Source organism: Planctomycetia bacterium (genome assembly GCA_021413845.1).
Taxonomy (GTDB): Bacteria; Planctomycetota; Planctomycetia; order Pirellulales; family PNKZ01; genus PNKZ01.
In genome coordinates, this window is record JAIOPP010000008.1 from 71897 (window position 1) to 96840 (window position 24944).

General features: G+C 61.9%; 22 protein-coding genes. 13 read left to right on the forward strand and 9 right to left on the reverse strand.

Going from position 1 to position 24944, the window contains the following annotated elements; translation table 11 throughout:
• Positions 1-363: 363 nt before the first annotated feature.
• The 4 genes from K8U03_01710 to K8U03_01725 all read left to right on the forward strand — a co-directional run bounded on the left by K8U03_01710 (position 364) and on the right by K8U03_01725 (position 6372).
• Positions 364-1548, forward strand: coding sequence for a hypothetical protein (locus K8U03_01710; protein MCE9603599.1), 1185 nt, complete (start codon positions 364-366; stop codon positions 1546-1548).
• 89 nt (positions 1549-1637) lie between these two features.
• Positions 1638-2507: a rhomboid family intramembrane serine protease gene (locus K8U03_01715; protein MCE9603600.1), complete on the forward strand. Its 870-nt coding sequence runs from the start codon at positions 1638-1640 to the stop codon at positions 2505-2507.
• A gap of 32 nt (positions 2508-2539) precedes the next feature.
• A complete protein-coding gene (locus tag K8U03_01720) occupies positions 2540-4099 on the forward strand; it encodes a hypothetical protein (protein MCE9603601.1) in 1560 nt (519 codons plus the stop codon).
• A gap of 53 nt (positions 4100-4152) precedes the next feature.
• The gene (locus K8U03_01725) at positions 4153-6372 is read left to right on the forward strand and encodes a tetratricopeptide repeat protein (GenBank protein MCE9603602.1); all 2220 of its coding nucleotides are present in this window, start codon (positions 4153-4155) and stop codon (positions 6370-6372) included.
• Between the two features lie 54 nt (positions 6373-6426).
• Here the strand turns inward: K8U03_01725 and K8U03_01730 are convergent, their stop codons facing one another.
• From K8U03_01730 to K8U03_01740, 3 genes are read right to left on the reverse strand one after another with little or no spacing between them, the layout of a single operon-like run.
• Entirely contained in the window at positions 6427-7338 is a 912-nt protein-coding gene (locus K8U03_01730; GenBank protein ID MCE9603603.1) for a PDZ domain-containing protein, read from the reverse strand.
• A 28-nt stretch (positions 7339-7366) separates the two neighbouring features.
• Entirely contained in the window at positions 7367-8083 is a 717-nt protein-coding gene (locus tag K8U03_01735) for a hypothetical protein (GenBank protein MCE9603604.1), read from the reverse strand.
• A 60-nt stretch (positions 8084-8143) separates the two neighbouring features.
• Complete coding sequence (locus K8U03_01740) at positions 8144-8689, reverse strand: RNA polymerase sigma factor (protein ID MCE9603605.1); 546 nt, start codon at positions 8687-8689, stop codon at positions 8144-8146.
• Positions 8690-8978: 289 nt separating this feature from the next.
• Between K8U03_01740 and K8U03_01745 the strand changes: the two genes are divergently transcribed.
• Both K8U03_01745 and bioF read left to right on the forward strand, forming a co-directional pair.
• Positions 8979-9542, forward strand: coding sequence for an EVE domain-containing protein (locus tag K8U03_01745; protein ID MCE9603606.1), 564 nt, complete (start codon positions 8979-8981; stop codon positions 9540-9542).
• Positions 9539-10705, forward strand: a complete 1167-nt coding sequence (bioF, locus tag K8U03_01750; GenBank protein ID MCE9603607.1) for an 8-amino-7-oxononanoate synthase — start codon at positions 9539-9541, stop codon at positions 10703-10705. The genes K8U03_01745 and bioF overlap by 4 nt, the downstream gene beginning before the upstream one ends.
• A 2-nt stretch (positions 10706-10707) precedes the next feature.
• Here bioF and K8U03_01755 read toward each other — a convergent pair whose 3' ends face one another.
• Together K8U03_01755 and K8U03_01760 are read right to left on the reverse strand one after the other, a co-directional pair.
• Positions 10708-11337, reverse strand: coding sequence for a hypothetical protein (locus tag K8U03_01755; protein ID MCE9603608.1), 630 nt, complete (start codon positions 11335-11337; stop codon positions 10708-10710).
• 48 nt (positions 11338-11385) lie between these two features.
• Complete coding sequence (locus K8U03_01760; protein MCE9603609.1) at positions 11386-12081, reverse strand: class I SAM-dependent methyltransferase; 696 nt, start codon at positions 12079-12081, stop codon at positions 11386-11388.
• A 181-nt stretch (positions 12082-12262) separates the two neighbouring features.
• On the opposite strand from K8U03_01760, the gene K8U03_01765 reads away from it, so the two are divergent.
• Positions 12263-13747, forward strand: a complete 1485-nt coding sequence (locus tag K8U03_01765) for a PDZ domain-containing protein (protein MCE9603610.1) — start codon at positions 12263-12265, stop codon at positions 13745-13747.
• Positions 13748-13817: 70 nt separating this feature from the next.
• Here K8U03_01765 and K8U03_01770 read toward each other — a convergent pair whose 3' ends face one another.
• Both K8U03_01770 and K8U03_01775 read right to left on the reverse strand, forming a co-directional pair.
• Positions 13818-14840: a zinc-binding alcohol dehydrogenase family protein gene (locus K8U03_01770; GenBank protein MCE9603611.1), complete on the reverse strand. Its 1023-nt coding sequence runs from the start codon at positions 14838-14840 to the stop codon at positions 13818-13820.
• Positions 14841-14959: 119 nt separating this feature from the next.
• A complete protein-coding gene (locus K8U03_01775) occupies positions 14960-15898 on the reverse strand; it encodes an aldo/keto reductase (GenBank protein MCE9603612.1) in 939 nt (312 codons plus the stop codon).
• A gap of 295 nt (positions 15899-16193) precedes the next feature.
• On the opposite strand from K8U03_01775, the gene K8U03_01780 reads away from it, so the two are divergent.
• The 6 genes from K8U03_01780 (at position 16194) to K8U03_01805 (ending at position 21073) form a co-directional block, all read left to right on the forward strand.
• On the forward strand, positions 16194-16406 hold the full coding sequence (locus tag K8U03_01780) for a hypothetical protein (protein ID MCE9603613.1): 213 nt from the start codon (positions 16194-16196) through the stop codon (positions 16404-16406).
• A gap of 27 nt (positions 16407-16433) precedes the next feature.
• Positions 16434-17159, forward strand: a complete 726-nt coding sequence (locus K8U03_01785) for a metallopeptidase (GenBank protein MCE9603614.1) — start codon at positions 16434-16436, stop codon at positions 17157-17159.
• A gap of 51 nt (positions 17160-17210) precedes the next feature.
• Positions 17211-18317, forward strand: a complete 1107-nt coding sequence (locus K8U03_01790) for a methyltransferase domain-containing protein (protein ID MCE9603615.1) — start codon at positions 17211-17213, stop codon at positions 18315-18317.
• Between the two features lie 117 nt (positions 18318-18434).
• Positions 18435-19346, forward strand: a complete 912-nt coding sequence (locus K8U03_01795) for a DUF3592 domain-containing protein (protein ID MCE9603616.1) — start codon at positions 18435-18437, stop codon at positions 19344-19346.
• A 62-nt stretch (positions 19347-19408) separates the two neighbouring features.
• Positions 19409-20569, forward strand: a complete 1161-nt coding sequence (dinB, locus tag K8U03_01800; protein ID MCE9603617.1) for a DNA polymerase IV — start codon at positions 19409-19411, stop codon at positions 20567-20569.
• A gap of 51 nt (positions 20570-20620) precedes the next feature.
• A complete protein-coding gene (locus K8U03_01805) occupies positions 20621-21073 on the forward strand; it encodes a YaiI/YqxD family protein (GenBank protein ID MCE9603618.1) in 453 nt (150 codons plus the stop codon).
• A gap of 14 nt (positions 21074-21087) precedes the next feature.
• On the opposite strand, the gene K8U03_01810 is transcribed toward K8U03_01805, so the two are convergent.
• Together K8U03_01810 and K8U03_01815 are read right to left on the reverse strand one after the other, a co-directional pair.
• Complete coding sequence (locus K8U03_01810) at positions 21088-23523, reverse strand: PPC domain-containing protein (GenBank protein ID MCE9603619.1); 2436 nt, start codon at positions 23521-23523, stop codon at positions 21088-21090.
• 73 nt (positions 23524-23596) lie between these two features.
• Positions 23597-24931 (reverse strand): DUF1501 domain-containing protein, encoded by a 1335-nt coding sequence (locus tag K8U03_01815; GenBank protein MCE9603620.1) that lies wholly within the window; start codon positions 24929-24931, stop codon positions 23597-23599.
• Between the last annotated feature and the right edge of the window lie 13 nt (positions 24932-24944).

Here is a 24944-nt window from a genome sequence, read left to right on the forward strand (position 1 = left end):
AGTAATGAACCCGAATAGCTCCCTAGACTACGCAGCTTGACACTCCGACAGGGGCAGCCTATGCTCGACCTAAGGGCCTTTGCAGCAAGAAGTTGGCGTCGGGCATCGACGGAGAATAGGTTCGTTGCCGAAATTGCCGACAACTAAATTGCCGGACCTTGTCGCGATGCAAGCGATCGGCCTCGGCGGCAACTCTCTGAGGCTGCTCTCTGAAGCTGCGGCAACGCGATTGTTACGTGATGCGCGGTTTGTCGCGTAAGATAGACAGACGCGCACCTGCGGCGAGCACGTCAGGCAGTTGAGATTTAGATGAGATTTTTCGGGCGATAACCCGGCGAAACGGTAACCAAGCGAACGAGCGCGATGAGCATTCTCACGAAGATCATGTTGGGCCTCGTATTGATCGCGACCTTTCCGACGATTTATTTCGCCGCCGGAGTGCTCAATCTGCAAGGGGCGTGGCGGACCAAAGTAACCGAGTTCGAAGCGGCTCGCGATAAAGAGCAAAAGCTCGGTGCGAAACTCGAATACGGCAGCGACGAAGCGCAGCGGTTACCGTATGTGCCGGGGAAGCCGTTGAAGCCCGAGCAGGTTCTCGGCGTCGCGCAGCTGGAGACGGCGCGTAACAATCTCATGCTCAGCACGGGCCGTGTGTGGTACGCCACGCGCGTTACCGAGTCGGTGAATCCCGAAACGAACTCGTTGAAGATGATGGTCTACGACACCGACGTCGACAACGTGCAGTTCGGCGTTGCCGCGGATTCGGGCGGAAGAAAAGAGCAGGCCGACCACGGCTTCACCGACAAGACGATTCTCTACATCTTTCAAATGGCCCACAACGGCACCCGTGCGCCGGAAGACCGCTACGTGGGAGAGTTCGTCATCAGCGGCTTGATCGAAACGAACATCCCGCTGAAGCCGGCTCGTCCGCTGACGCCTGCGCAATGGGACGCTTTGAGACAAGGAAGCTCGCAGTGGGTCGTCTACGATAAGATGCCGCTCGACTCGCGCGATTTGTTCGTCGGCTATACCGATGAAGAGATCCAGCAGCGCGTGCCGGCCGCCGTCGCCGCCGAATACATCAACGACAATCAAAAGCCGACCGAAGCGGTGTTGAACGACGAACACTTGAAGCAGTACGTCGAGGAAGACAAGGCGAGCAAGACGAAGCGCTTCCTCCGCCCGCTTCGCGACTACGATCAGATCTTCCGTACCGGTGCGGTTAGTTTGGCCGACATGGTCGACAAGCTCCAGATCTTGAAGAAGGAAAAGGAATACGCCGACCGCGGCAAGGAGAACGCCGAGAAGATCCTCACGGCGCTCGATGCGCGTAAAGTGAAGTTGGAAGCGGAGAAGGCCGTCGTCGAGGCGGAGCTCGCGGTCATTAAAGAGCACAGCGAAAAGCTGACGGCTGCGGTCGAGCAAATGAAGCAAGAGTTGTCCCGTTTGCTGGCGGATCATAAGCGCCGCAACGAACCGCCGGCCGCCGGCGGCAAGACCGCCGCGGTTCCGTCGCCCGCTGCCGGCGCTTCGCTACGGTCGAACTAATTCGAGCCCGCGCGAAACGAAGACGGAGAGCGGAGGCGGGCATGGTCGTCGAGGCCGGTCGCAAATAACGGAGTGAGGCGTCGACAGTCATGGGATTAGACAATCGCGACTATGCTCGCGACACCGAGCGAGGCTTTCAGCTTCATGCTCCGCAGACGATGATCGGCACGCTGATTCTGGTCAATGTCGCCGTCTGGGTGCTCGACATGCTGGCCGATGGCCGGATCTCGCAAACGATGGCCCTTTCGACCGACGTGCTGCGCCGGCCGTGGAACTGTTGGCAACTTCTGACCTACGGCTTCCTGCATAGTCAGACCTCGCTGCTGCACATCGTCGGCAACATGTTCGGGCTTTGGTTCTTCGGCTCCGATCTCGAAAACATTTACGGCAAGCGCGAGTTTCTCAGGATCTATCTCGTCGCCATCGTCATAGCCGGGCTCGCTTGGCTCGGGATCGAAGCCATGAGCGGCGGCGGTCGGGTCTCGATGGTCGGCGCGTCGGGAGCCGTAACGTGCGTCACCGTGCTGTATGCGTTGCGCTACCCGTATCGCACGATCTTAGTTATGGGCATCCTGCCCGTTCCGGTCTGGCTGCTCGCCACGCTGTTCGTCATGCAAGATATGGCGGGCGCTTATCGCAACGTGCATGGAGCCGGCAACGGCGTGGCCTATGTGGCCCATCTCGGCGGCGCGGGGTTGGCTTTGTTCTACTTTCATTTCGGCTGGAACTTCGGCCGTTGGGTGCCGCAAAAGCTCGCGCTGCCGTCGCTCCCGAAGATGTTCGCTCGAGGGCCGAAGCTGAAGTTGCACGAACCCACGGTCGAGCAACCCCCGAGCTTGGAAGCGGAGATGGATCGGATCTTGGTGAAGATCAACGAGACCAGCTTCGATAGCCTTACGCCCGAAGAGCGTCGCACGCTCGAACGCGCCAGCGCGCGCTTCCAAAAACGCCGCCAGTAAGTCGTGCCGGCGGTCAACAGAGCGACTCAACTATGCCGGACGAAACTCCCCACGCTTCGCGTCGCGATCTATTGAGGGGGGCACTCGCCGCTTCGCTCGCCGCCGCCACGACCACGAACGGCGTTTCGGCAACCGGCGATACCGTGTCGGCAGCGGCATCGCAACCGTCGAATCCGATCGTCGCCGAGAACAAGCTCCCCGGCAGCCGCGATTGGCAACTGACGCGCGTGCGCCTCGATAAGTCGGGCGGCTATCGTTCGCCTGCGATCGAAGGCTACTGCTCGCGGCAGAGCGTGAAGGCCGGCGAGAAGATCGAGTTCAAAGTCAGCACGTCGCCGGCTGCGAAGTTTCAGATCGAGATCTTCCGCATGGGCTACTACGCCGGCCTCGGCGCTCGGCGCATGACCGTGCTCGGCCCGTTCGACGGCACGCCGCAACCGGTGCCGGAGGTGGGCGCAGCGCGGCTTCGCGAATGCCGTTGGACGACGAGCGCCGAACTCACGATCCCTGCCGATTGGACGAGCGGCGTCTATCTCGGTCGCCTCACCACGCTTACCGAGAGCGGCGGCTCCGGCTATTGGCAGAGCTACGTCGTCTTCGTCGTGCGCGACGATCGCAAAGCCGGCCTCCTCTTTCAAACGAGCGACAATACCTGGCAAGCCTACAATCGCTGGCCCGACGACTATTCGCTCTACACCGCGCCGGGCGGCGCGCATGTGCCCGGCGTTTCGGTATCGTTCGATCGGCCGTATGCGAGGTACCCGCAAATCGTCGAAGCGCCACAGTCGGTCGGCTCGGGCGAATTTCTATTGTGGGAATTTCCGCTTTGCTATTGGCTCGAGAAGCACGGCTACGACGTGACGTACTGCGCCAACATCGACATGCTCGAGGCCGCTCAACCGCTCCGTGCGAAGGCCGTCCTCAGCATCGGCCACGACGAGTATTGGGATCTGCGGCAATTCGAGACCTTGCAGAAAAGCGTTGCGGCGGGAGTGAGCATTTTGTTTCTGTCGGCGAACACGGCGTACATGGTTTCGCCGTTCACTCCCAGCGCCGACGGCCGTGCCGATCGCGTCATCACGCGCACCGCCAGCTTCGGCCCGATGTCGGAGCTCGAGACGAAGGCTTACGGCCACATGATGGGTCCGTTTCCTTCCGCCGGGCCGGATGAAGCCACGCTCATCGGCGCGCGGACGACGGTGCCGTTCAACGGCTGCGGCGATTGGGTTTGCGCGAAGCCCGAGCATTGGGTCTTCGCCGATTCGGGGATGCAGCGCGGCGATCGGATCCCCGGCCTGGTCGGTTGGGAGTACCACGGCGACCCCGCCGACATCGCGGGGCTCGAAGTCGTCGGGGAAGGAACCGTACTCTCGGGCGGCACGAAACCGGGACATTGGGTCGCTACAATTTACCCAGGCCCGCACGGCAACTTCGTCTTCAACGCTTCGACCATTTGGTGGGCCCAAGGACTCGCGACTCCCCCCGGACACATGCTACCTTGGTCGCATTGGTCGCGACCGCATGGTCCCGACGATCGGGTCGAACGGATCACGCACAACTTGCTGCGCCGCGCGCTCGGATCGTCGAGCTAAGCGCGAGTCGCCCGTCTTATTGCGCGCGGTCCGTTTCGTTTACTTGGCGGAAGATGATCTCGAGCGAGCCGATCTCCGAAGCTTCTTCGATCGCCGCAGAGCCGGCTCTGGCGCCGTCGTCGAAAGGCGAAGCCGCAAACGGTGAAGCCACGAACGGCGAAAACGAAATTCAGCGAACCACGAACCAAGAACCACGAACCAAAAGCTCGCGCCGCATGGCGATCTTGCTCGGCCTCGTGTTGGCGGGTGTCGTCGTCGCGGTCTTCTACCCGACCCTCGGCTACAAGCTGCTCACCTGGGACGACGATCAGCACATCACCGAAAACCGGTATTTCAACCCGCTGACATGGATGAACGTGCTCCACTTTTGGGGCTACTCGCACATCTATTTGTACATCCCGGTGAGCTACAACTTCTATGCCTTCGAGGTTTGGATCGCGGGCTGGTTTCCGAGCGCCGATCCCGCCGATAAGTTCAACCCCGCCGTGTTTCATGCCGGAAACTTGTTGCTGCATCTCGGCTGCACGCTCTGGGCCTATCGCCTGATGCTGCGGTTCGTGCGTTATGCGCCCGCGGCTCTGTGCGGAGCGGCGCTGTTCGCCGTTCATCCCTTGCAGGCCGAGAGCGTCTGCTGGGTCGGCGAAACGCGCGGGACGCTCGCCACGTTCTTTTCGTTTGCGGCGATCTGGTTTTATTTGAATCGTGTCGGAGTCGATCCCGAAGCAGGCATCTTCGCCGCACGGCCTTACACGCCCCCGACGACGCGAACTCGCGACGCCGTGTTCGCGTTTCTACTTTACGGCTTGGCGCTATTGTCGAAGCCGTCGGCGTCGTCGCTGCCGTTGTTGGTGTTCGTCATCGACGTCGTGTTGCTGCGGCATTCTTGGAAGCAGTCGCTCCTGCGACTCGCGCCGTGGTTCGTCGCCGGTGCCGTGATCATGGGCCTGACCAAGTATTATCAGCACAACGACATGATCTATTGGGCCTCGATCAAGCCGTGGTATCAGCGACCGTTCGTGGCGGGGGATGCCTATGCGTTTTATCTCGGCAAGCTCCTCTGGCCGTTCGATCTCGGCTTCGACTACGGTCGCACGCCGCACTACGCCGGCGAATCGCGCATGTTCTATCGGGCTTGGCTGGCGCCGCTGCTGCTCGTCGTCGCTTCGATCGCGCTGCCGCGCCGCCGCATTTGGCTCGGAGCGTATGGATTGTTTCTCGTCGCGCTGTTGCCGGTCTCGGGCATCGTGCCGTTTATCTACCAGTCGATCTCGACCGTCGCCGACCGATATATGTATGTGCCGATGTTCGGGCTCGGGCTGCTGCTCGCGGCGTGGATCGCTTCGCGCCGCTCGCCGGTCGTGCCGATGGCGGTAACGGCGCTCGTGCTCGGGTTCTTCGCGCAGCGGACGATCGAACAATGCGAGACCTGGCGCGACGATTGGGCTCTGTATACCAACGGTTTGCGCGTCAACCCGGCCAGCTATATGTCGCACCTGAATCTCGGCAATCGCTATAAGGATGCCGGGCACTACGAAACGGCGATCGAGCAATATCGGGGCGTCCTCGCGATTCGCTACGACTACGCGTGGGCCTACCTGCACATGGGCACCTGCTACGCCAAGCTCGAAAACTACGAACAAGCGATCAAGCAACTCGATACGGCGATCAGACAAGACCCTAAGTTCGTCGAAGCGCAGATCGCACTCGGCGAGGTGTATCTGATACAAGGCCGTGAGGAAGACGCCGAAAAGTGGTTCCGCGAAGCGTTGAAATCGGCACCGGATGAATCGAATCCGAATCTCAAACTCGGTGAGTTCTTGCTCGACAAGAGTCGCAAGACGGCCGACGGAAGCTCTAAGGCCTCTTACCTGCAAGAAGGAAAGCAAGACTTCGAAGCAGGGCTGAAGATTGCGCCGGATGCGGAGTCGCACCGTCGCTATGGACGGGCGCTTGTCGGAGCCGGAGAATTTGCCGCAGGGACCGTGCAACTAGAGAAGGCGGTTGAGTTGTCTCCCGACAATGCGAAAGCGCTCGCCGATCTCGGAAGCAGCTATCTCTCGGCCGGCAAGATTGCGCTCGCCGTGGAAATGAGCGAGCGAGCGGTGCGCAGCGATCCGAACTCGGTAGACGCCCGGGCGAATCGGGCTCTCGCGCTCGCCGCAGCGGGAAAGACTCATGCGGCCCGGGTGGAATATGAGCGAGCTCTCAAGCTGCTCTCACCGGGCTCCGCTCGCGCCGCCGAAATCCGCAAGGCGATGCAAGAGCTTAAGTGATCGGGCTCGGTGCTTTCAATCGATCCCCGACCTCCGAACCTCGGCCTCGGCGCTCTACTTCTTCAACATCCCTTTGATCGGCTCGCGCAGATCTTCCGGCAGCTTATCGAGCTCGTTTTCGGAAACTTCCCATTTGTCTTTGCCGCGCGAAACCGAAACCTTAGCCGGCTCGTTGCCGTTGCGGAAAATGACGATGTTCGCACCGTCCGGCAAAGCGGCATTGCCGGGCATCAAAACTCCCGGCCCGAACAACTGCATCCTCAGCGGTTGGTTCTCGCCTTGTTGCACGCGTTTGATCCACTCTTGGATCCGCTCGGCATCCCCGTTGGGTAGCTGATTGCGCATCGCTTCCAGTTGCGCTTGAAGTTGTCGAGCGTAGGCTTGGTGCTGTTGCGGATCGAGCGCGGTGCCCGTTTGAGGAAGGCCTGGTTGAGGCAGGCCGGCACGAATGGATAAATCTCCCTCCGGGCGCTTCGCAGGCACGACCGTCACCGCTTGCGTTTTCGCAACGCGGACGATCTCGAGCTTCAGCCCGGCGCCGTTGCCGTCTCCGGCTTGATCGACGGCCAGCATCAGAGTTGCGAGATCCACGGCCGGTTTGCCCTCGATCGTCGCAAGGACGTCGTGGACTTTCAGGCCGGCTTTGTCGGCCGGGCTTTCGGGCATCACGCGCACCACGACCAGCCCGACGCCGTCGGCCAACCCGAGCTGCGCACGGAGCGTAGGATCGGCAGGCACGCACATCGCACCGATCCAAAACGGGCTCACCCCGCGCCGGTCGCCGGCGCGCAACGGCAGCACCCGTTGCAAGTCGCGCGGCGAATCCGAACGCGGTTCCTCACTCACCCTCTCCGACGGCTTCTCTTCCGACTTAGTTGCCTCGGGCTTGTTCGTGATGTCGTCGGCAGACGCCGTGCCGCTGGAGAGGAGCGCACAGCTGAAGATGCCGACCCAGAGCCGCTTCATACCCGAATCTCCGCTATGGGAAGGCTTACTATTGAAAAGCTTGGTTGCCGAGCGGCCGAATCTCGACTTGCTCGACGGGCACGACCACGCGGCGACCATCGCCGAGCGTGATCGGCATCAAGCGCCGTTCCCGCACCACGCGATTGCCGTTTTGCTCCAATGTCTTGACCATCTCGGGCGTCAACTGTTGCCCGATTTGCCCGAAGAGCGCTTCGTTCATTTTGTCCGGCTCGATCAACGGCACGTCGACCACGCGCTGCTCCCCGCCGGGACCGGGAGCGACGACCAGCCGCACGTTCTCCGAACCACGCCCGGAGTTCGCATAAGCCGGCGCACCGGCAGGCAACTGCGGATCGCTCTGCCGGGCGACGGGCACGTACGTTTCCTTATTCCACCGACCGTTCCACTGCGGATAGATGACCGCGATCAACACCCCTGCGGCCAGCACGCTGGGAACCCACACGGAGAGACCGTTCCAAGTCTTGCGGGCCAAGCTTGCGGGCTGGATCCTCGAATCGCTCGTCGTCGAGCTTTTCGGCGTCGCAGGGGCCGGCTCGGTAACGACCGCGCGGGCTTCGAGCTTCCAGGCTTGCGCTTCGAGAAACGCCAACGCACACCGACGCCAACCGTCGGGCGAGTGCTCGAGCCGTAAGAGGATCGCGCGCCGTTCCCCTTCGTTCAGTTCGCCGTCGACCAAGCGGTCGAGCGTGCGTTGATCTTCGGGCGTTAAGAGGTCTTCGTTCATAGCCTAACCCTTGCTTCGAAACGGCATCGTAACTCTCGACCCATCGTTCTCGATTCGCATCTAACTCTCGACCACCTGGAGCTCGGCGAGCGCGGCACGCATCTTCGCTCGAGCTCTGTGCAATCGTGTCTCCACCGCGCTATGGCTGATTCCGAGTCGCGCGGCGATTTGATGGTATCCCCAATCTTCGACGTACTTCAGCAACAAGATTTCCGCATCGCGCGGCGGCAATTGCTTCAGCGCGACGCGGATCAATTGCCGCCGCTCGTCTCCCAATAACCAGTCGAGCGGATCTTCGCAGCGTGCTTGATCTTCGCTCGGTCGGATGCGCTCGGCATAGCGCTCGACGAGCTTCCGCTTCCGGCCCATCTTGCGACGATAAAGCAGCGACTGCGTGACCGCCAAGCGATAGAGCCAAGGCCCGGTCTTCGCCGCGTCTTGGATCGGCGCTTTCTGACGCACGGCCGCGAGCGACACTTCTTGCAGCACTTCTTCCACTCCTTGGCGTTCACCAAGCCGCGCCATGACGACGCAGCGTAGCCAACGGTCGTGCCGGGAGAGCTCGGCCGACCAATCAATCGCCGGTTGTGGAGTGGGGAGTGCCATCGAAGAAGTTTTCCCGTCGTCGTCCGTCGGAGGGATAGTTACCGCTGCGGCGCAGAATCTTGCCTAAACAATTTCGGCAACGCATAAACCATTGCTACGGCGAAAGTTAGCATAAGAAGTGGGGCGGCGAGCCGGCGCCGATTTTAGCTTATACGCAGCCGGCTGTCGCATAGTTCCGCACGGCTACGAATTGTCTCGGGCGAACGATTACAATTTCCAGCCGAGAGCACCGCCGCATGTGCGGCGGGCTAGGGAATGAAGAGCGTACGCCTTAAGGAATCTCGCTGCCATGTCTGCTGCTCGCTATTGGCTTTTGAAGAGCGAACCGGATTGTTTTTCGATTCAGCATCTCGCCGCCGCGAAAAACCAAACGACCTATTGGAGCGGCGTGCGCAACTATCAAGCGCGGAACTTCATGCGCGACGACATGCGCCCCGGCGACCAGGTGCTCTTCTACCACTCCAGCGCCGATCCGCCGGCCGTGGCGGGTACGGCGACGATCGTGAAGCCCGGCTATCCCGACCACACGGCGCAAGACTCGGCCGACGATCATTACGACCCGAAGCACACGGCGCTCAACCCGATCTGGTACATGGTCGACATCAAGCTCGACGAGATCTTTCCGCGCGTGCTGCCGCTCGAAGAGCTGCGCGGCGTGGCGGCGCTTGCGCAAATGGAACTTCTCAAGCGCGGCTCGCGCCTTTCGGTGCAACCGGTAAGTAAAGCGGAGTACGACGCGATCGTGCAACTCGCGCATCGGAAAGGTCCCGCCACGGATGTAAAGAAGCCGTCGGTCGCTGCCGCCAAGACGACGACGAAGCCCGTGAAGAAGCCTGCCGGTCGCAAAGGATGAGCCCGCCCGATCGCCTCGCTTGGATCGACGAAGAATTGCGCGGGCTCGCGGCTGCGGACCTTGATCGGCATCTCCGCACGCATGCAGGTCCGCAGGGGGCTGAGTTACGCATAGCCGACTGTAAGTTCATCAACTTCGGCTCGAACGACTACCTCGCCCTCGCAGCCGATCCACGTCTCGCCGCCGCTGCCGCTACGGCGGCCGAGCGCGAAGGGTGGGGGAGTGGTGCGAGTCCGCTCGTCGTCGGGCATGCGGCATCGCACGCGTGCTTGGAGCAGCTGCTCGCCGAGTTCGAAGAAACCGAAGCAGCGCTCTTGTTTACGACCGGCTACGGGGCGAACGTCGGTACGATCACCGCTTTGGTCGGTCGAGGCGATGTCGTCTTCAGCGACGCGCTGAACCACGCGAGCATCGTCGATGGTTGTCGATTGTCGAAAGCCGAAGTTCGCGTCTATCCGCACGGAGATGCTGCGGCGCTCGAAGCGATGTGCGCCGACGCCGCGAAGTTTCGGCGCAGGTTGATCGTCACGGACGGCTTGTTCAGCATGGACGGCGATTTCGCCCCGCTCGGAGCACTCGCCGAAATCGCCGACCGGTACGACTGCATGCTCGCCGTCGATGAAGCGCATGCGACCGGTGTTTTCGGGGCGGCAGGTCGAGGCTCTTGCGAGGCGTTCGGCATCGAAGATCGAGTCGACGTGCGAATCGGCACGCTGAGCAAAGCGCTCGGCAGCATCGGCGGCTTCGTCGTCGGTCGGCGTTCGCTCATCGAGTGGCTCGTCAATCGAGCTCGGCCGTATGTATTCTCGACCGCGCTCCCTAGCGCCGCCGCAGCGGCTTCCGCGGCGGCAGTGGAGATCGTGTGCAAGGAGCCCGAGCGGCGCCGCGAATTGCTGGAGCGAGCCGAGGGCTTACGGCGCGCGCTCGCCGCCGCTGGTTGGGATATCGGACCATCGGCAAGTCAGATCGTTCCGCTCATGACCGGCTCCGCGGAACGGACGCTGCATCTCGCCGCGGCGCTTCGCGAGGCGGGCTTTCTCGTCCCGCCGATTCGGCCACCGTCGGTCCCTGCCGGAGCGTCGAGGCTGCGGCTGAGCCTGAGCTTCGGGCACACACCGGCGATGATCGACGAACTACTTGCCGCACTCCGGCGCGTGCGCTAGCGCTAGAGCCCTTTGCGGTAGTGCAATTGCAATTGCTTGGCGATCGAAACATCGTGCGGCGTAATCATCGGTCGCTCGAGGGGCAAGCCGCCGCGCTCGATTTGCCGAATCACCGCCTCATGCGGTTTCCAATCCAGCTCGCCGAGTTTGCGAATCGTGCCGAGTTCTTCTCCCGTCACGTCGCGAAACGCTTTAAAGATGAGCTCCGAGCAGTAGATCTTCTCGTCGTCGAATTCGTAATGAATATCGTACGGTTTGCCGAGCTGCTTACGTGCCGCTTGGACGACCGCGTCGATTTTGGGCGAATACTTTTCGTCGAACCGATAGACGGCGAAACGATTACCCCGGCCGTTGTAGATCCAGGGGTCGAGCCTTGTCTCGACGACCACGGGGCCCGTCGCTTCGATGACGACCCAAGCGCCACCCTTATCGGCCACGATACCGCAATGCGAATACGGCGACTTGCTCGCCCCTTCGATCGCGTCGACCAAAGCGTTGTGCGGCAACGATTGAAACAGAATATCGCCGACGCGCGGCTCATAGTCGCCGCGCGGGGTTTTCGAGTCGCGCTCGTTGCAACCGCTGAGCGCGAAACAGCAAAGCGCCGCGAATAGTAGCCGAGTGAACGTCATGATCGCACAATCGTACGGGAATGCCGGGATCGTCTATTTCGCGTCGACTTATTTTGCATCGTCGCGCGCAAACCACATGACGTGTTGCCAAGGCAAGCCGTCGAACTGCTCGACGAGCTTGAAGCCGTTTGGCGGCAGTTCCTTGAGGATCTGTTCCTTGCTCATCTTGTGTTCCATCTTGATCGGCACTTTCGGATCTTCCATGCGGAACTCGACGAGCACCAGTCTCCCGTCGGGCTTGAGCGCCTTGCGCATGGCCCGCAGCATCTGCTCGGGATGCGAGAACTCATGGTAGACGTCGACGCAAATAATCAGATCGCATGAATCGGCCGGCAGCAACGGATCGACGACCGTGCCTAAGATCGGCTTGACGTTCTTCAACCGCTCCGCCGCGGCCCGCTCGTTGAGCAAGCTGAGCATCTCGGGCTGGATGTCGACCGCGTAGACGAGTCCCTTCGGCCCGATGCGCTTGGCGACTCGGAGTGTGTAGAAACCGTTGCCGCAGCCCATATCGCAGATAACTTGGTCGGGCTTCAGCTTGAGCTCGCGCATGAGCTTCAAGCAGTCTTCTTCGCGGTCGCGCGATTCGCGGGTCAGCCAGTCGGCTCCGGCGTAGTGCATCGTCTGCGCGATCTCGCGCCCCTTATATTCATCGAGGGCCGGCGGAATCTTTTCGGCGACTTGGGCCTGCGCCGGCAGAGCGGCGAATACGGAAAGTCCGATGACAAGCAGCGAGCGAAACATCGAAGCCTCATAAAATAAGCGAGCGAAGCGGCGTTCATGCGTTCGGTTCATCATGCGGGTCTGCGAACGGCGAGGCAAGAGTCTCGGGAGCGAATTGCGTCGCCTTGCCCGGTTTGCTCCCGGGCGGATACCATGATACGGGTCTCTTCGTTCGGTTCCCGGAATTCGGAACGCTCGTCTTATGCCGCGCCGCAACTTGCATATTCTGTTCCTGATCTTCGTGGTGTCGTTCGTCTGCTACCACCGGGCCGACAGCGCGCATCGCAGTCGCTACGGTTCGATGTTCGACACGTTCGTTACGGCGCTCGGCGATATCAAAGACCGTTATCTGTATGAAGTCGACGAGCGCAAGCTCTTCGAGGGAGCGATGGACGGGCTGGTCGAAAAGCTCGGCGATCCGTATTCCGGCTACCATGGAGAGTCGGAAACGAAGGAGTTTCGGGAACAACTCGGGCAAGAATTCGGCGGCATCGGCGTCGAGATTACCTTGGATCGAGAAACGAAGATCCTGTCGGTGTTGAGTCCGCTCGTCGGTTCGCCGGCATACGAAAACGGCATGATGGCCGGCGATAAGATCCTGAAGATCGGCGACAAGGAAACAAAAGGCTTCACCACCCACGACGCGATGCGGCTGTTGCGCGGCAAGCCGGGAGAGATCGTGAAGCTCACGATCTTGCATCAAGGAGAAACCGAACCGAAAGAGATCGAGATTCGTCGCGCGATCATCAACGTCGACAGCGTACTCGGCGATCGACGTTCGCCCGACGGCAAATGGGACTACACGCTCGCAGCCGATCCGACGATCGGTTACATCCGGATCGCGCACTTTGGCGAAAAGACGATCGAGGAACTACGCAAAGCGCTCGAGCAATGCCGCGACAAACACGTGCGCGGGCTCGTGCTCGACATGCGCAACAATCCAGGCGGTTTACTGACGGCAGCGAATGAAGTCTGCGATCAGTTTATCAAGCAAGGGGTGATCGTAACGATCCGCGAGCGCGGAGGCCGGGAACGAGAGCGTTATGAAGCGACCGGCGCGGCTCCCTATCCGGATCTGCCGTTGGCCGTGCTCGTCAACGGCGACAGCGCGAGCGCCAGCGAAATCGTCGCGGCGTGTTTGCAAGACAACCAGCGGGCCATCGTCGTCGGCACGCGAACGTTCGGCAAAGGGACGGTGCAAACTCCCATCGAGCTCGAAGGGGGCAAGAGCCTGTTGCGACTCACCATCGCCAGCTATTGGCGGCCGAGCGAAAAGAATATCCATCGCCGACCCGACGCCAAGGAAGACGAGGAGTGGGGCGTACAACCTTCGCCGGGCTATGAAGTGAAGCTCGATGAGAAAACGGAGTTGACGATGATGCAACGCCGCCGCGATCGCGACATCGTCCATCGGCCAGGCGAAAAGCCGCCGCTGACGAAACCGAGCGCCACGCCGAGCGCGACTCCGAATGCCACACCTCTCGCCGTGCCGAGCGCTACGGCATCGCCGCCGCTGCCGTCCGGGGCACCTTCCGCGACTCCGTCGGCCGCGAAACCGGTTGATGGAAAGCCAGCCGATGCAAAACCGGCGGTTGAGCCCGCGATCGATGCCATTAACGCCGATCCGCAGTTGCAGAAGGCGGTCGATGCGCTACGGGAACAGATCGCGAAACCGCAAGCGGGGTAACGGCTGCGATGGTGGGGCCGGTGTCGTCGTGTTTGACTGACCCCCGACCTCCGACCCCTGGCCCCTTCCTCTATTCTCCCACTTCCACGACCGCTTTGATGACGCCGGTTTCCGGTTTCACGTACGATGGGAAGACATCGATTAAGTCTTCGAACTTCGCTCGGTGCGTGATCCAAGGTCCGGTGTCGATCTTACCGGCCTCGATCAACTGGATAATGTTCGAGAAGTCGGGCGAGAGTGCGTTGCGGCTGCAAAGCAGAGTCCCTTCCGGTCGATGAAAAAGCGGATGCCGGAACTTCACCTCTTCGGTGGTGATGCCGACGAAGACGAGCCGGCCGCCGTGGCAAATGAGCGTGAACGCATTCGACATCGAGGCTACGCTGCCCGAGGCGTCGATGACGACGTCGGGCAGATGGCCGTCGGTCAGTTCGCGCAGTTCTTTCTCCAGGTTTTCGCTCGGCTTCAGCGTGTGTTCGATCCCCATCGTGCGTCGGCAGAATTCGAGTCGGCCGTCGTTCACGTCGAGCACGATCGTCTTCGCGCCGGTGAGCTTCACGAACTCGAGCGTCGCTAAGCCGATCGGCCCGGCACCGATGATGAGGCACGATTCGTCGGCCTTCAGCGCCGACCGTTCGACGGCGTGGTAGCCGATCGCCAACGTCTCGACGAGCGCGAGTTGCTCGAAGGCCAGCTTCTTCGAGATGTGCAACTTGCGGGCAGGGACGAGAAAATAAGGCCGCAATCCGCCGTCGCAATGGACCCCGAGCGTTTGATGCTTCTCGCAGCAGTTGTTGCGACCGCGCAAGCAGGCGTAGCATTTGCGGCAATTGATATACGGCTCGACCGCGCACCGATCGCCGGGCCTCACGTTCGTCACGTCGCTGCCGACCTCGACGACTTCCACGCCGAGCTCATGGCCGGGAATGCGCGGATAGCTGAAGAACGGCATCTTACCGAGATAGCCGCTCAGATCGGTTCCGCAAATGCCGACGTTGTGTACCCGCACGAGCGCTTCGTCGGCGGCGGGCTTCGCAGGCTCGGCGATCTCGATGCGCTGCCAATGTTTCGGTTCGGCGAGTTGGAGAGCTTTCATGGGCGTGCGTAGAAAAGGGAGAAGTCGGAAACTAGAAACCAGAAAAGGAACGTAGTCGCTATCGAGACCGTGGCCACGCTTGCGATTTCGCGGGCCAGCCGCTGCGGAGCGCAAAGCCGCTAGAGCGGATCGTTATTCTCCGGCCGGCCTTCGATGTAAAACCAGTTGTGAATCGGCTGGAGGATCTCCAACGTATCGGCCAGGAGCTTTCGGTCGATCGGCTGTTCCGACCACTGGACCCATTTGCGCACGTTCGCCGGATTCGCCGAGCCGACGACGCAGGTCGTCAGGTCTTCGTTGTCGATCGAATACTGGAGCGCCAGCTGTGCGATGTCGATGCCGTGCTTCGCGCAATGGTCCGAGGCCCGTTTTGCGCAGTCGCGCACCTCGGGCGTGGCCTTGTGCCATTTCGGGAGCGGCTGGTTCGTGAGCAGGCGGGCGGAGAACGGGGCGGCGTTCATGATGCCGACGTGCTTCGATTTCAAGTACGGCACCAAGTCCGCGAGCATCGTGTTTTGCAGCGTGTAATGGTTGTACGATAAAATGACATCGAGCTCGGCATGATCGAGCACATAGCGAAACATCTTCATCGGATAGCCGCTGACGCCGATGAACCGCACTTTCCCTTGATCGCGAATCTTGCGGAGCGCGGGAAGCGTCTCTTCGACGATCTGGCTCATTTCAACGAACTCGAGGTCGTGGCAGAGCATGATATCGAAATGGTCGACTCCCAAGCGATGCAAACTGACGTCGACGCTTTCGACGACCCGCTTGGCGGAGAAATCGAAATGCGCGGCATCGTAGCGCCCGAGCTTGGTGCCGAGATAATAGCTCGAGCGCGGGACGTCGCGCAGGGTGAGCCCGAGCAAGACCTCGCTCATGCCGCGACCGTAGAAGGGCGAGGTGTCGATGAAGTTCATGCCGAGATCGAGCGCCGTATGCACGCTTTGCATCGCTTCGTTGATGTCGACGCCGCGAAACTCGGCGCCGAGCGACGAGGCCCCGAAGCTGAGCCAAGAGAGATCGAGCCCTGTACGACCGAGCGGACGAAACTTCATACGGCTTCGGCTCCGAATACGAAGGAGAGAGGGTGCGGCAGGCCGGTGAGGCGCGTGATCCGCAGAGGGTGAATCTACCGCGCCGGCCACGTCCGTCTACGGCAAAAGAGCCGCACCTTCGCGACGCCGGCGAGCGGGGCCGGGATTGCTATAATGCATCGCCGGATGCTTGCGCGAGAGGTGCATACGCCGCGATCCGGTGTGTCTGCGAAATCGCAAGCGAAGAGCGGTCTCGATAGCGACTCGGTTCCTTTTCTGGTTTCTAGTTTCTGACTTCTGCCTTTCTTAGCGCCTCATGCACCAGCGTACGCTTACCAAGCTCATCATCCTCGGCGTTCTCGGTTGGGGGGCGTTTCATGCCGTCGGGGCATACCGATTGAATCACAATCCGTCTCGCGCCGCGGTCGTGTTTGCCTGTACATTGCTGTTTCTCGGGTGTTGGCTGGCCGTGTTACGCGTGAGTAGCAGGCGCGTGGCTCGACGCAAGCTGGATGAAGCGCAGGATTAAGAATCACGAGTCTCGGGAGTTTTCGACATGCGTCTCGTTCCGCTGGTGATGTTGCTGTCGTCGATGTCGGTCTTTGCCGCGCGCGGGGCTGCGCCGGTCGAAAGGGATACGCCGCCGAAGATCGAGCGCACGGAGAAGAAGCCCGAAGGGTGGCGGCTATTGATCGATCAGCGCTTGCTCTCGGGAGAACATGCCGAGCTCGGTCGCCGCGCCGAGCGATTGCTGGCCGCGAATCTCTATGAGTTGAGCGAGATCATGCCTGCCGACGCGCTTGCCAAGCTGCGCGCGGTGACGATCGTCGTCGATCTCGATCATGGCCGGCTCACCAATATGCAGTACCATCCCGGCGCCGGTTGGCTCAGCGATCATGGATACGATCCGAAGTTGGTGAAGATGGTTCACATTCCGGCCGCCGGTCGGTTCGTCGACCTGCATCATCGGCGCGTGCAACCTTGGTGCGTGTTGCATGAGCTGGCCCATGCGTACCACGACCAGGTTCTCGGTTTCGACCACGCCGAGGTGCGCGCGGCCTACGATTCCGCCAAGCAGGCCGGCATCTACGACAAGGTGCTCCACATCCAAGGGAACACGACGAAGCACTACGCCCTCACGACTCCGATGGAATACTTCGCCGAGTTGTCGGAAGCGTACATCGGCACGAACGATTTTTATCCCTTCGTCCGTAGCGAGCTCAAGCTGCACGACCCGCGCGCTTATGCGCTGTTGGAAAAGCTTTGGGGTAAACTGCCGTAAGCTAATCAATCGCGCGCGTCTCCTTTTCCGTTTCTCGCAAACTCGTTTCCTATGCCACTCTCTGCGCTCACGACTCCGACCACCGATCCCACGCCGATCTTCGAGCACTTCCGCGGCTCTTACGGCAGTGAGTTGCTGACGGCCGCCGTGGCGCATTTCAACCTCTTCGAGCATGCCGCGGCGCAGCCGAGCAGGCCCGCGGAACTGGCCGCGAAGCTCGGTCTGGCGGCTCGTCCGGCCGTCGTGCTGTTCACGGCATTGCGTGCGATGAACTTGCTCGAGCTCGACGGCGCTGGACGAATCTTGCCGACGGTCGTTGCGCGCGAACATCTCATGGCCGGTGGTTCGTTTTACGTCGGCGACTATCTCGGCCTCGCCGCGGAAGCGCCGGGCGTCGTCGGGATGGTCGAACGACTCCGCACGAACCGACCCTACGGCGTTGCGCCGCCATGCGAACCGGCTCTGCCGACGGCGAGCGCCGGCGACGGTGCCGCGTTTATTTATCGCGAGGGAATGCCGTCGGCAATGGAGCAAGAAGCGTCGGCTCGGCATCTGACGCTTGCGCTCGCCGGTCGGGCAAAGAACGTCGCTCCGGCCGTCGCCGCGCAGTTGAACTTAGACGGCGCGAAGATCCTCTTAGATCTCGGCGGCGGCACCGGAATCTATTCGATCGCCTTGGTGCAGAAGAATCCCGAGTTGAAAGCGATCGTGTTCGACAGGCCCGAGGTGCTGAAGGTGGCTGCCGAGATGACCGCGGCGTATGGGGTGAACGAGCGGGTCGAGCTTGTGCCCGGCGATATGTTCGCCGATCCGTTGCCGACCGGCTGCGACGTGGTGTTGCTGTCGAACATCTTGCACGATTGGGACTTGCCGGAATGCACGACGTTGCTGGCTCGCGCCGCCGATGCGCTGCCGCCTGCTGAACAGGGAGCCGGACAGGGGGCCGGCGGGCGAATCGTGATTCACGACGTGTTCCTCAACGATGCCCTCGACGGCCCGTTGCCGATCGCCCTGTATTCGGCGGCCCTCTTCACGCTCACGGAAGGACGGGCCTACAGTGCGAACGAATACCGTGCGATGCTCCGGTCGATCGGCTTCACGGCCGGCGAGGTCGAGCCGACGGCGATCCACTGCGGTCTGCTGACCGGCACGCGGTAGAGCGAGTCTGCGAAACATAAATTCATTACAAATCGTTTTGTTTCGCGAGCGCGATGAGCTAAATTTACTTGCCGCTTCCGGCGAAAGTCGAACCTCCGGTTAAGAATCGAGCCGAGCATGTGTGCCGAAGAATACGAAGACGATTATCGTTCCGAGCTTGAAGACGACGCCGCGGACGACGGCTCGCAGGAAGCCGAGCACGAAGAAGTCGCACCCGAGCATGTGATCGAGCCGGAGCTGCAGCAGCCTACGCCGCGCACCGTGAAGCAGCGGATGGGCGTGCATGTGGTGCGCTGGATCCTTCTGCTGGTGTTGATCTTGGTGCCCGGCGGCCTGACGCTGCTCGGGAGAAACAGCCAAGCCAATTGGACGGCGCTGCGCGATCACGGCGTCGACGCGATCGCGCGCGTCGTAGGTAAGACGGCGCGCAAGACGGGAAAAAACGGGCACGCACCGCGGGCGAATTACGCCTATTTCGTCGACGGAATGCCGCATAACTTGAGCATCGATCTCTCCGATCATGAATATAACGAACTGCGGATGGGGACCGAACTGAAGGTGGCCTATCTGCCGGAGAAGCCCGGCGTGGCGAAGCCCCGCGCGACGCTCGATGGAGGAGGCACTTATGCGTCGGAAGCGATCGGGCTGTGGGTCGTGGCCGGTGTCGTAGCTTTGATTGTTTTAGGTGGCTTGATCTATGCCGAGCGGCTTCGTTCGCGACGACTCGCCCTCGCTCGCGACGGCACGGCGATCGCCGCCTCGACGCTCGACATCGCCCGAGTGTCGCTCAAGAAGAACAACACGCAATGGAAGATCGCTTATACGTTCGAGCATCAAGGGGAGACGCTGGAAGGGAAGGCGACGCTGGAGCAGAAGGTCGTTCAGCCGCTGCTGACCGTAACCAACCCCGGCGCAACCGTGCTCTACGACCCTTACGACCCGCGACGCCACGAGCTGTATCTCGGGGTACAGCAATCGGTGACCGTCTTGAAGCGCGACCAGGGCATGTCGGGCTACGGAAACGGTTGACATCGGCAGAGCTCGCGGACCTGCGCAAGAGTGCCCGTTCGTCGGAGCGAGGACCGCGCCTCATGATTCTCCACGTCGACATGGACGCCTTTTACGCTTCGGTCGAAGAGCGCGACGATCCGTCGCTCGTCGGCAAGCCGGTCGTCGTCGGAGGGACGGCGGAAGGGCGCGGCGTCGTCGCGGCGGCCAACTACGAAGCGCGGAAATACGGCGTGCATAGCGCGATGGCGTCGTCCGTTGCGCGGCGGCTCTGTCCGCATGCGGTTACTTTGAAGCCGCGCATGGATCGCTACGCCGCGGAGTCGCGGAAGATTCGGACGATCTTCGAGCAATTTACGCCGCTGGTCGAGCCGTTGTCGCTCGACGAGGCGTTTCTCGACGTCACCGGCAGCGAATCGATCTTCGGTTCCTCGGCCGAGATCGGGCGGCAAATCAAACGCCGCATTCGCGCAGAGCTTGGGCTCGTCGCGTCGGTCGGCACGGCGCCGAATAAGTTTCTCGCGAAGATCGCGAGCGACGTCGGCAAGCCCGACGGGTTCGTGGAAGTCCATGCCGCCGGCGTGCAGGAGTTTCTCGATCCGCTTCCGGTCGGTCGGTTGTGGGGCGTGGGGAAGGTGACGGGGCAAGCGTTCGAGAAGATCGGCATTCGGACGATCGGACAACTCCGCTTGCTGTCGGCCGACTCGTTGACCACGCTGTTCGGATCGGCCGGCGAACACTATCGCCGCCTCGCGCACGGGATCGACGATCGGCGCGTCGTGCCGGACAGGGAAGCGAAATCGATCTCGAACGAAACGACCTTCGCCGCGGACATCGCCGAAATGGAACTGCTGCGGGCGTGGCTCGTCGAGCTCGTCGAACAGACGGCCCGACGTTTGCGCAGGCACTCGCTGAAAGGACGAACCGTCGATCTCAAGGTCCGGTTCGCCGACTTCAAGACGATCTCGCGCTCCGTCACGTTGCCGCAACCGACGAACATCACGCAAGAACTGCTCGACGCAGGCCTGGCACTGCTCACCGAACGCTTGCCGCCGCGGCACTTGCCCGTCCGGCTGCTCGGCTTCGGCGTGACCGGCTTCGACCATTCGGGCAGTTCGCAACGACAACTGTTCGACGAGCCGGATCGAGAGCGGCTGAAAAGTTTAGACCGGGTGGCGGACCAAATCGCGGCGAAGTTCGGCTCGGCGGCGCTGCGCCGCGGCACGCGCCCGAGCGACGAGTAAGCGCGCTCCCGACCACGAACTACGAACCAAGAACCACGAACGAGAATCGTCATGCAGATTTGGGTCGATGCCGATGCTTGCCCGACGATGATCAAGGAGTTGTTGTATCGCGCCGTGAAGCGGACGAAGGTGAAGCTGACGCTCGTCGCGAATCAATCGCTGCGGACGCCGAAGTCGGAATTCATCGACACGATTCTCGTGCCGTCGGGGATGAACATCGCCGATCGGAAGATCGTCGAACTCGTCGGACCCGGCGACTTGGTCATCACGGCCGACATTCCGCTCGCGGCCGATGTCGTCGCTAAGGGAGGCTTGGCGCTCGATCCGCGCGGCGAGCTTTACAGCGATGCGAACGTCGGGCAGCGCGTCGCGGTGCGGAATCTGTTCGATGGGCTGCGCGGCGAAGGGCAAATCATGGGAGGCCCTGCCAACTACACGTTGAAGGATCGACAGGCGTTCGCGAACCAACTGGACCGTTGGCTTGCGAAAGTTCCGAAGAGCTGAACTCGTCGGCAGGCTTAGTCGACGACCGTGAGGTTCGTTTCGGCGACGATGCGGCCTTCCCCTTCGCCATGCGTCGCGCGGACCATGAGCGGCATGTTGAACGGCCCGGCACCCCCGGCGAAACGGAGCTTGAGCACGGCGTCGTTCTCGCCGGCCGGCACGACGAACGGCTCCGACGTCAGGCCCATGATGTGCGGCGGCGGCAGGAGCTCGACTCGGATCGGGCCGTTGAGCCCGGCATCGCGATCGATCTTTACGTGGATTTCGGCCGGCATTTCCGAGGTCGGCACGATCGTCTCGGGCGTGAGCGTGAGGTTCATCCGGCCCGGCGCGATGATCAGCGAAAGCTGCTCGTTCTGATGCTGCGACGTAAAGCTCACTTTGTGCTTGCGACCGGTGCCGTCGTCGACGATGCCGACCAGCGTGACGACGCTCCGACTTGTGCGCGCGAGCTCCATCCACGGCGGAAGATAAACGGCATAGTCGAACGAGTCGACTCCCGGAGCGATCGTCATCTTGCGGCCTTGCACACCTTGCAGGTGCCGCATTTGTTTCTCGGCCAAGGCGACTTCGAGCGGGCCGGTGTAGCCGTTGCGCTCGATGTTGAAACGCTTGATGAACACGCTGCCGCGCGTGGCGAACGGCAAGCCGAACACGGCGACCGACTTGAACGGCGTCGGAATGCCGACGGCGAGCATGAGCCGCTGCTCGGCTGGATCGCCGAACTTCGTGGCGATGACGCGCGGGCCGGGTTGTTTGTTTTGCGGCGGTGCGATCTCCAGCGTAGCGACGGCCGTCTTCTCGACCCCTTCGTTTTCGACGACCATCTTTCCCTTTTCCAGCTTCTCGACGCGGCCGATCCTCGCCTTGCCTCGGATTAGAACGTTGCCGAGCTCGATCGGGGCCGCTTCCGCCGCTTGAAACGTGAGGTCGAGATCGTTGCGGCCTTTCGGGATCTGCTTCGCCGAAGCGGTGATGCCGACGGGTAGCCCCTCGAACTCGAGATCGACGGCCTCGGCGAAGCCACCCAAGCGTTCGAGCTTGAGCTTGAGCCTGCCCGACGCTCCGCGCAGCGCCGTGACGACATCGCTGCCGAACGTGAGTTGAAAGTCGGGAGCGGCGGCGGTGGTAACGTAGAGCCGATAGCCGAACTCCGGGCCGCCGCGCTGCGCCGAGCGTTCTTGAATCCGAACGCGGTACGTGCCGTCGGCCGGAGGGACGAAGCGAAGTTTGGAATCGGAATCGTTGCCGCTGAGGTCGTCGTTTTCGATCACGAGCTTGCCGGTTTCATCTTCGACCGTCAACACGGAATCGAGCGCCGAACCGAGTCGGCCGGCGCGGACTTCAAGATCGAGCGGCTCGGCCTTTTTGGCATCGAGCAGCCAGTAGTCGATGTCTCCCGGCGCGGCGATCCGTCCGTTGGCGACGGTCGGTGCGCTTAGCTTCGGCTGGCTCGACTTCCCTTGGTCGTTCGGTTCCGCCTCCCGTCGTTCTTCGTACATCGAGGTCTCGAACACGAGCGGATTCGTCACGGCGCCGGCGACGGCAAACGTGCCGTGAAACGCCACGCCGGCCTCGGCCGGAATCTTGAGCGGTTGAGCGACGCTGGGGACATTCACACCGACGAGTTCGATGTCGGTCGTCGCGCCCCGTTTGCCGCCGAGCGGGTACGTGCTGAAAACGTGCGGACGATCCGAGATGGTGAGGCGATAGACGTGCGTTTGCAGACCGAGATACGCGGCGTCGTAGATGCGGGCACGATAGGTTCCGTCGGCAGGGGGCGTGAAGACGATCAGCGGGTCTTCGTCGAAGTGATCGCCGGAGAGAGCCAGTCGGCGACCCGTGGCGTCGATGATCTCAAGCTGAGCGTCGAGCGGCGAGCCGATCCGCGCGGCGTTGACTTCGACCCGAACGGCGCGCCCTTTCTTGGCCGTGAACGACCACTCGTCGATGTCTTCGCGCGGGAAGACGCGACCGTTGATCGTCACAGGCATCGTGACGGCGACCGGGATCGGCGCGCCGTCGATCTCTTGCTCGATCACTTCCGGCTCGTCGCCGACGACGAAGCGCATCGCCGAAGTAATTCCTTGGCTGGAGGAGACCCGCCAGAGTCGCTCACCGACGGCGGCGTCTTTCGCGATCGGAAGCTTCGCGGCATACTCGCTCGGGTAATCTTCCTGACGTTGCGAATCGGGGAGCGGAATCACCGGCCCTTCGAACCAAATTCCCTTCGTGCGGCGGATCACGGTCGGAGCGGCGATGCCCGAGCCTTGCCAATGGAGCGGGCATTCGTCGTGCAGGTTCATGCCGCCGATGCGGACGTCGACCGTCGTGCCGCGCTGCCCACCGGCCGGGAAGATATATAGGGCCGCAGGCTCATCGGCGCGAAGCGACGAGGCGGTGCAGCAGAGGGCCGCTGCGATCACGAGAGTCCACTGGGCACGAACCATGACCGAAAATCTCCGCGAACACGAATGCTCAGACCACTTGCTCAGACCACTGACTACCGACCACTTTCCTCAACTACATCAACGGCGTAATCGGCTTACCGCTGTTGACGATCTTAATCGGCCGACCTTCGGGCGTATGGAACTCCGCTTCCGGATCGATGCCCATCAGGGTGCAGATCGTCGCCCCGAGGTCTTCCGGGCCGTGCGGCAGATCGGCCGGCTTCTCGGCGCGCGAGTCGCTTTTGCCTTCGACCCGCCCTCCCTTGATGCCGCCGCCGGCCATCATGACGGTATACACCGGGCCCCAGTGATCGCGTCCGGCGTTCTTGTTGATGCGCGGAGTCCGGCCGAACTCGCCGCTGATGACGACGAGGGTCGAATCCAACAGGCCGCGCGTCGCGAGGTCTTCGAGCAGCGTGCTGAGCGCGGAGTCGAGCTTCGGCAGCAGGTCGGTTTTGAGGACGTTGAAGTTGTTGTCGTGCGTGTCCCAGTTGTGATGGTCGATCGTCACGCAGCGAACGCCTGCCTCGACGAGCCGACGAGCCATGAGGCACGATTGGCCGAGAGTATGGCGACCGTAAGCATCGCGCAACGCGGCCGGCTCGGCATGAATGTCGAACGCTTGCTTCGCGGCCGGCGAGGTCATGAGATCGAACGCCCGGCGACGGAACTCGCTCGTCGCGCCGGCTTGGGCATTCGCGCGGACTTCGCCCGCTTTCTGGAAACGGTCGATCTTCGCCAGCATGGCGTGCCGAGCTTCGAGGCGGTCGGCGGCGATGTTCAGCGGCGGCACCACGTCGGGCACGGAGAAGCGCGGAGCGCTCGGATCGGCTTCGATCGTGAACGGAGCGGCCGAAGCGCCGAGGTAGGCCGAGCCGCCGCTCGCCGCTGCGCGCGGCAAGCAGACATACGGCGGCACCGAGCCGCGGGCACCCAGACTTTGCGCAACAATCGAACCGAACGACGGGAAGTGGTTGTTCGGGCTAAGGCCGCCGTTGAAGCCGGCTTGCGGGAAGTAGCCGGTGAGCATGTAGTGATCGGCCGCGCCGTGGTCGCTGCTCTTTTGGTTGAATGAGCGGATCAGCGCGAGCTTGTCCATCTGCTTCGAGATGCGAGGAATATGCTCGCCGACTTGAATGCCCGGCACGTTGGAGTCGATCGGGCGGAAGTCGCCGGCGAATTCGCTCGGAGCGTTCGGCTTCATGTCGAACGTGTCGATCGTGCTTAAGCCCCCTTTGAGAAACACGTAGATGAACGACTTCGCCTTGGCGCGACGTTGTCCTTCCGTGCCCGACTTCGCTTCCGCCGCGAGCAGGCCGGACAACGTCATCGGCATGCCTACGAGGCTCGCGGCACCGATACGCAAAACATCGCGGCGAGCGATTCCATCGCAAAATTGACGATTCATAGGAACCAAATCC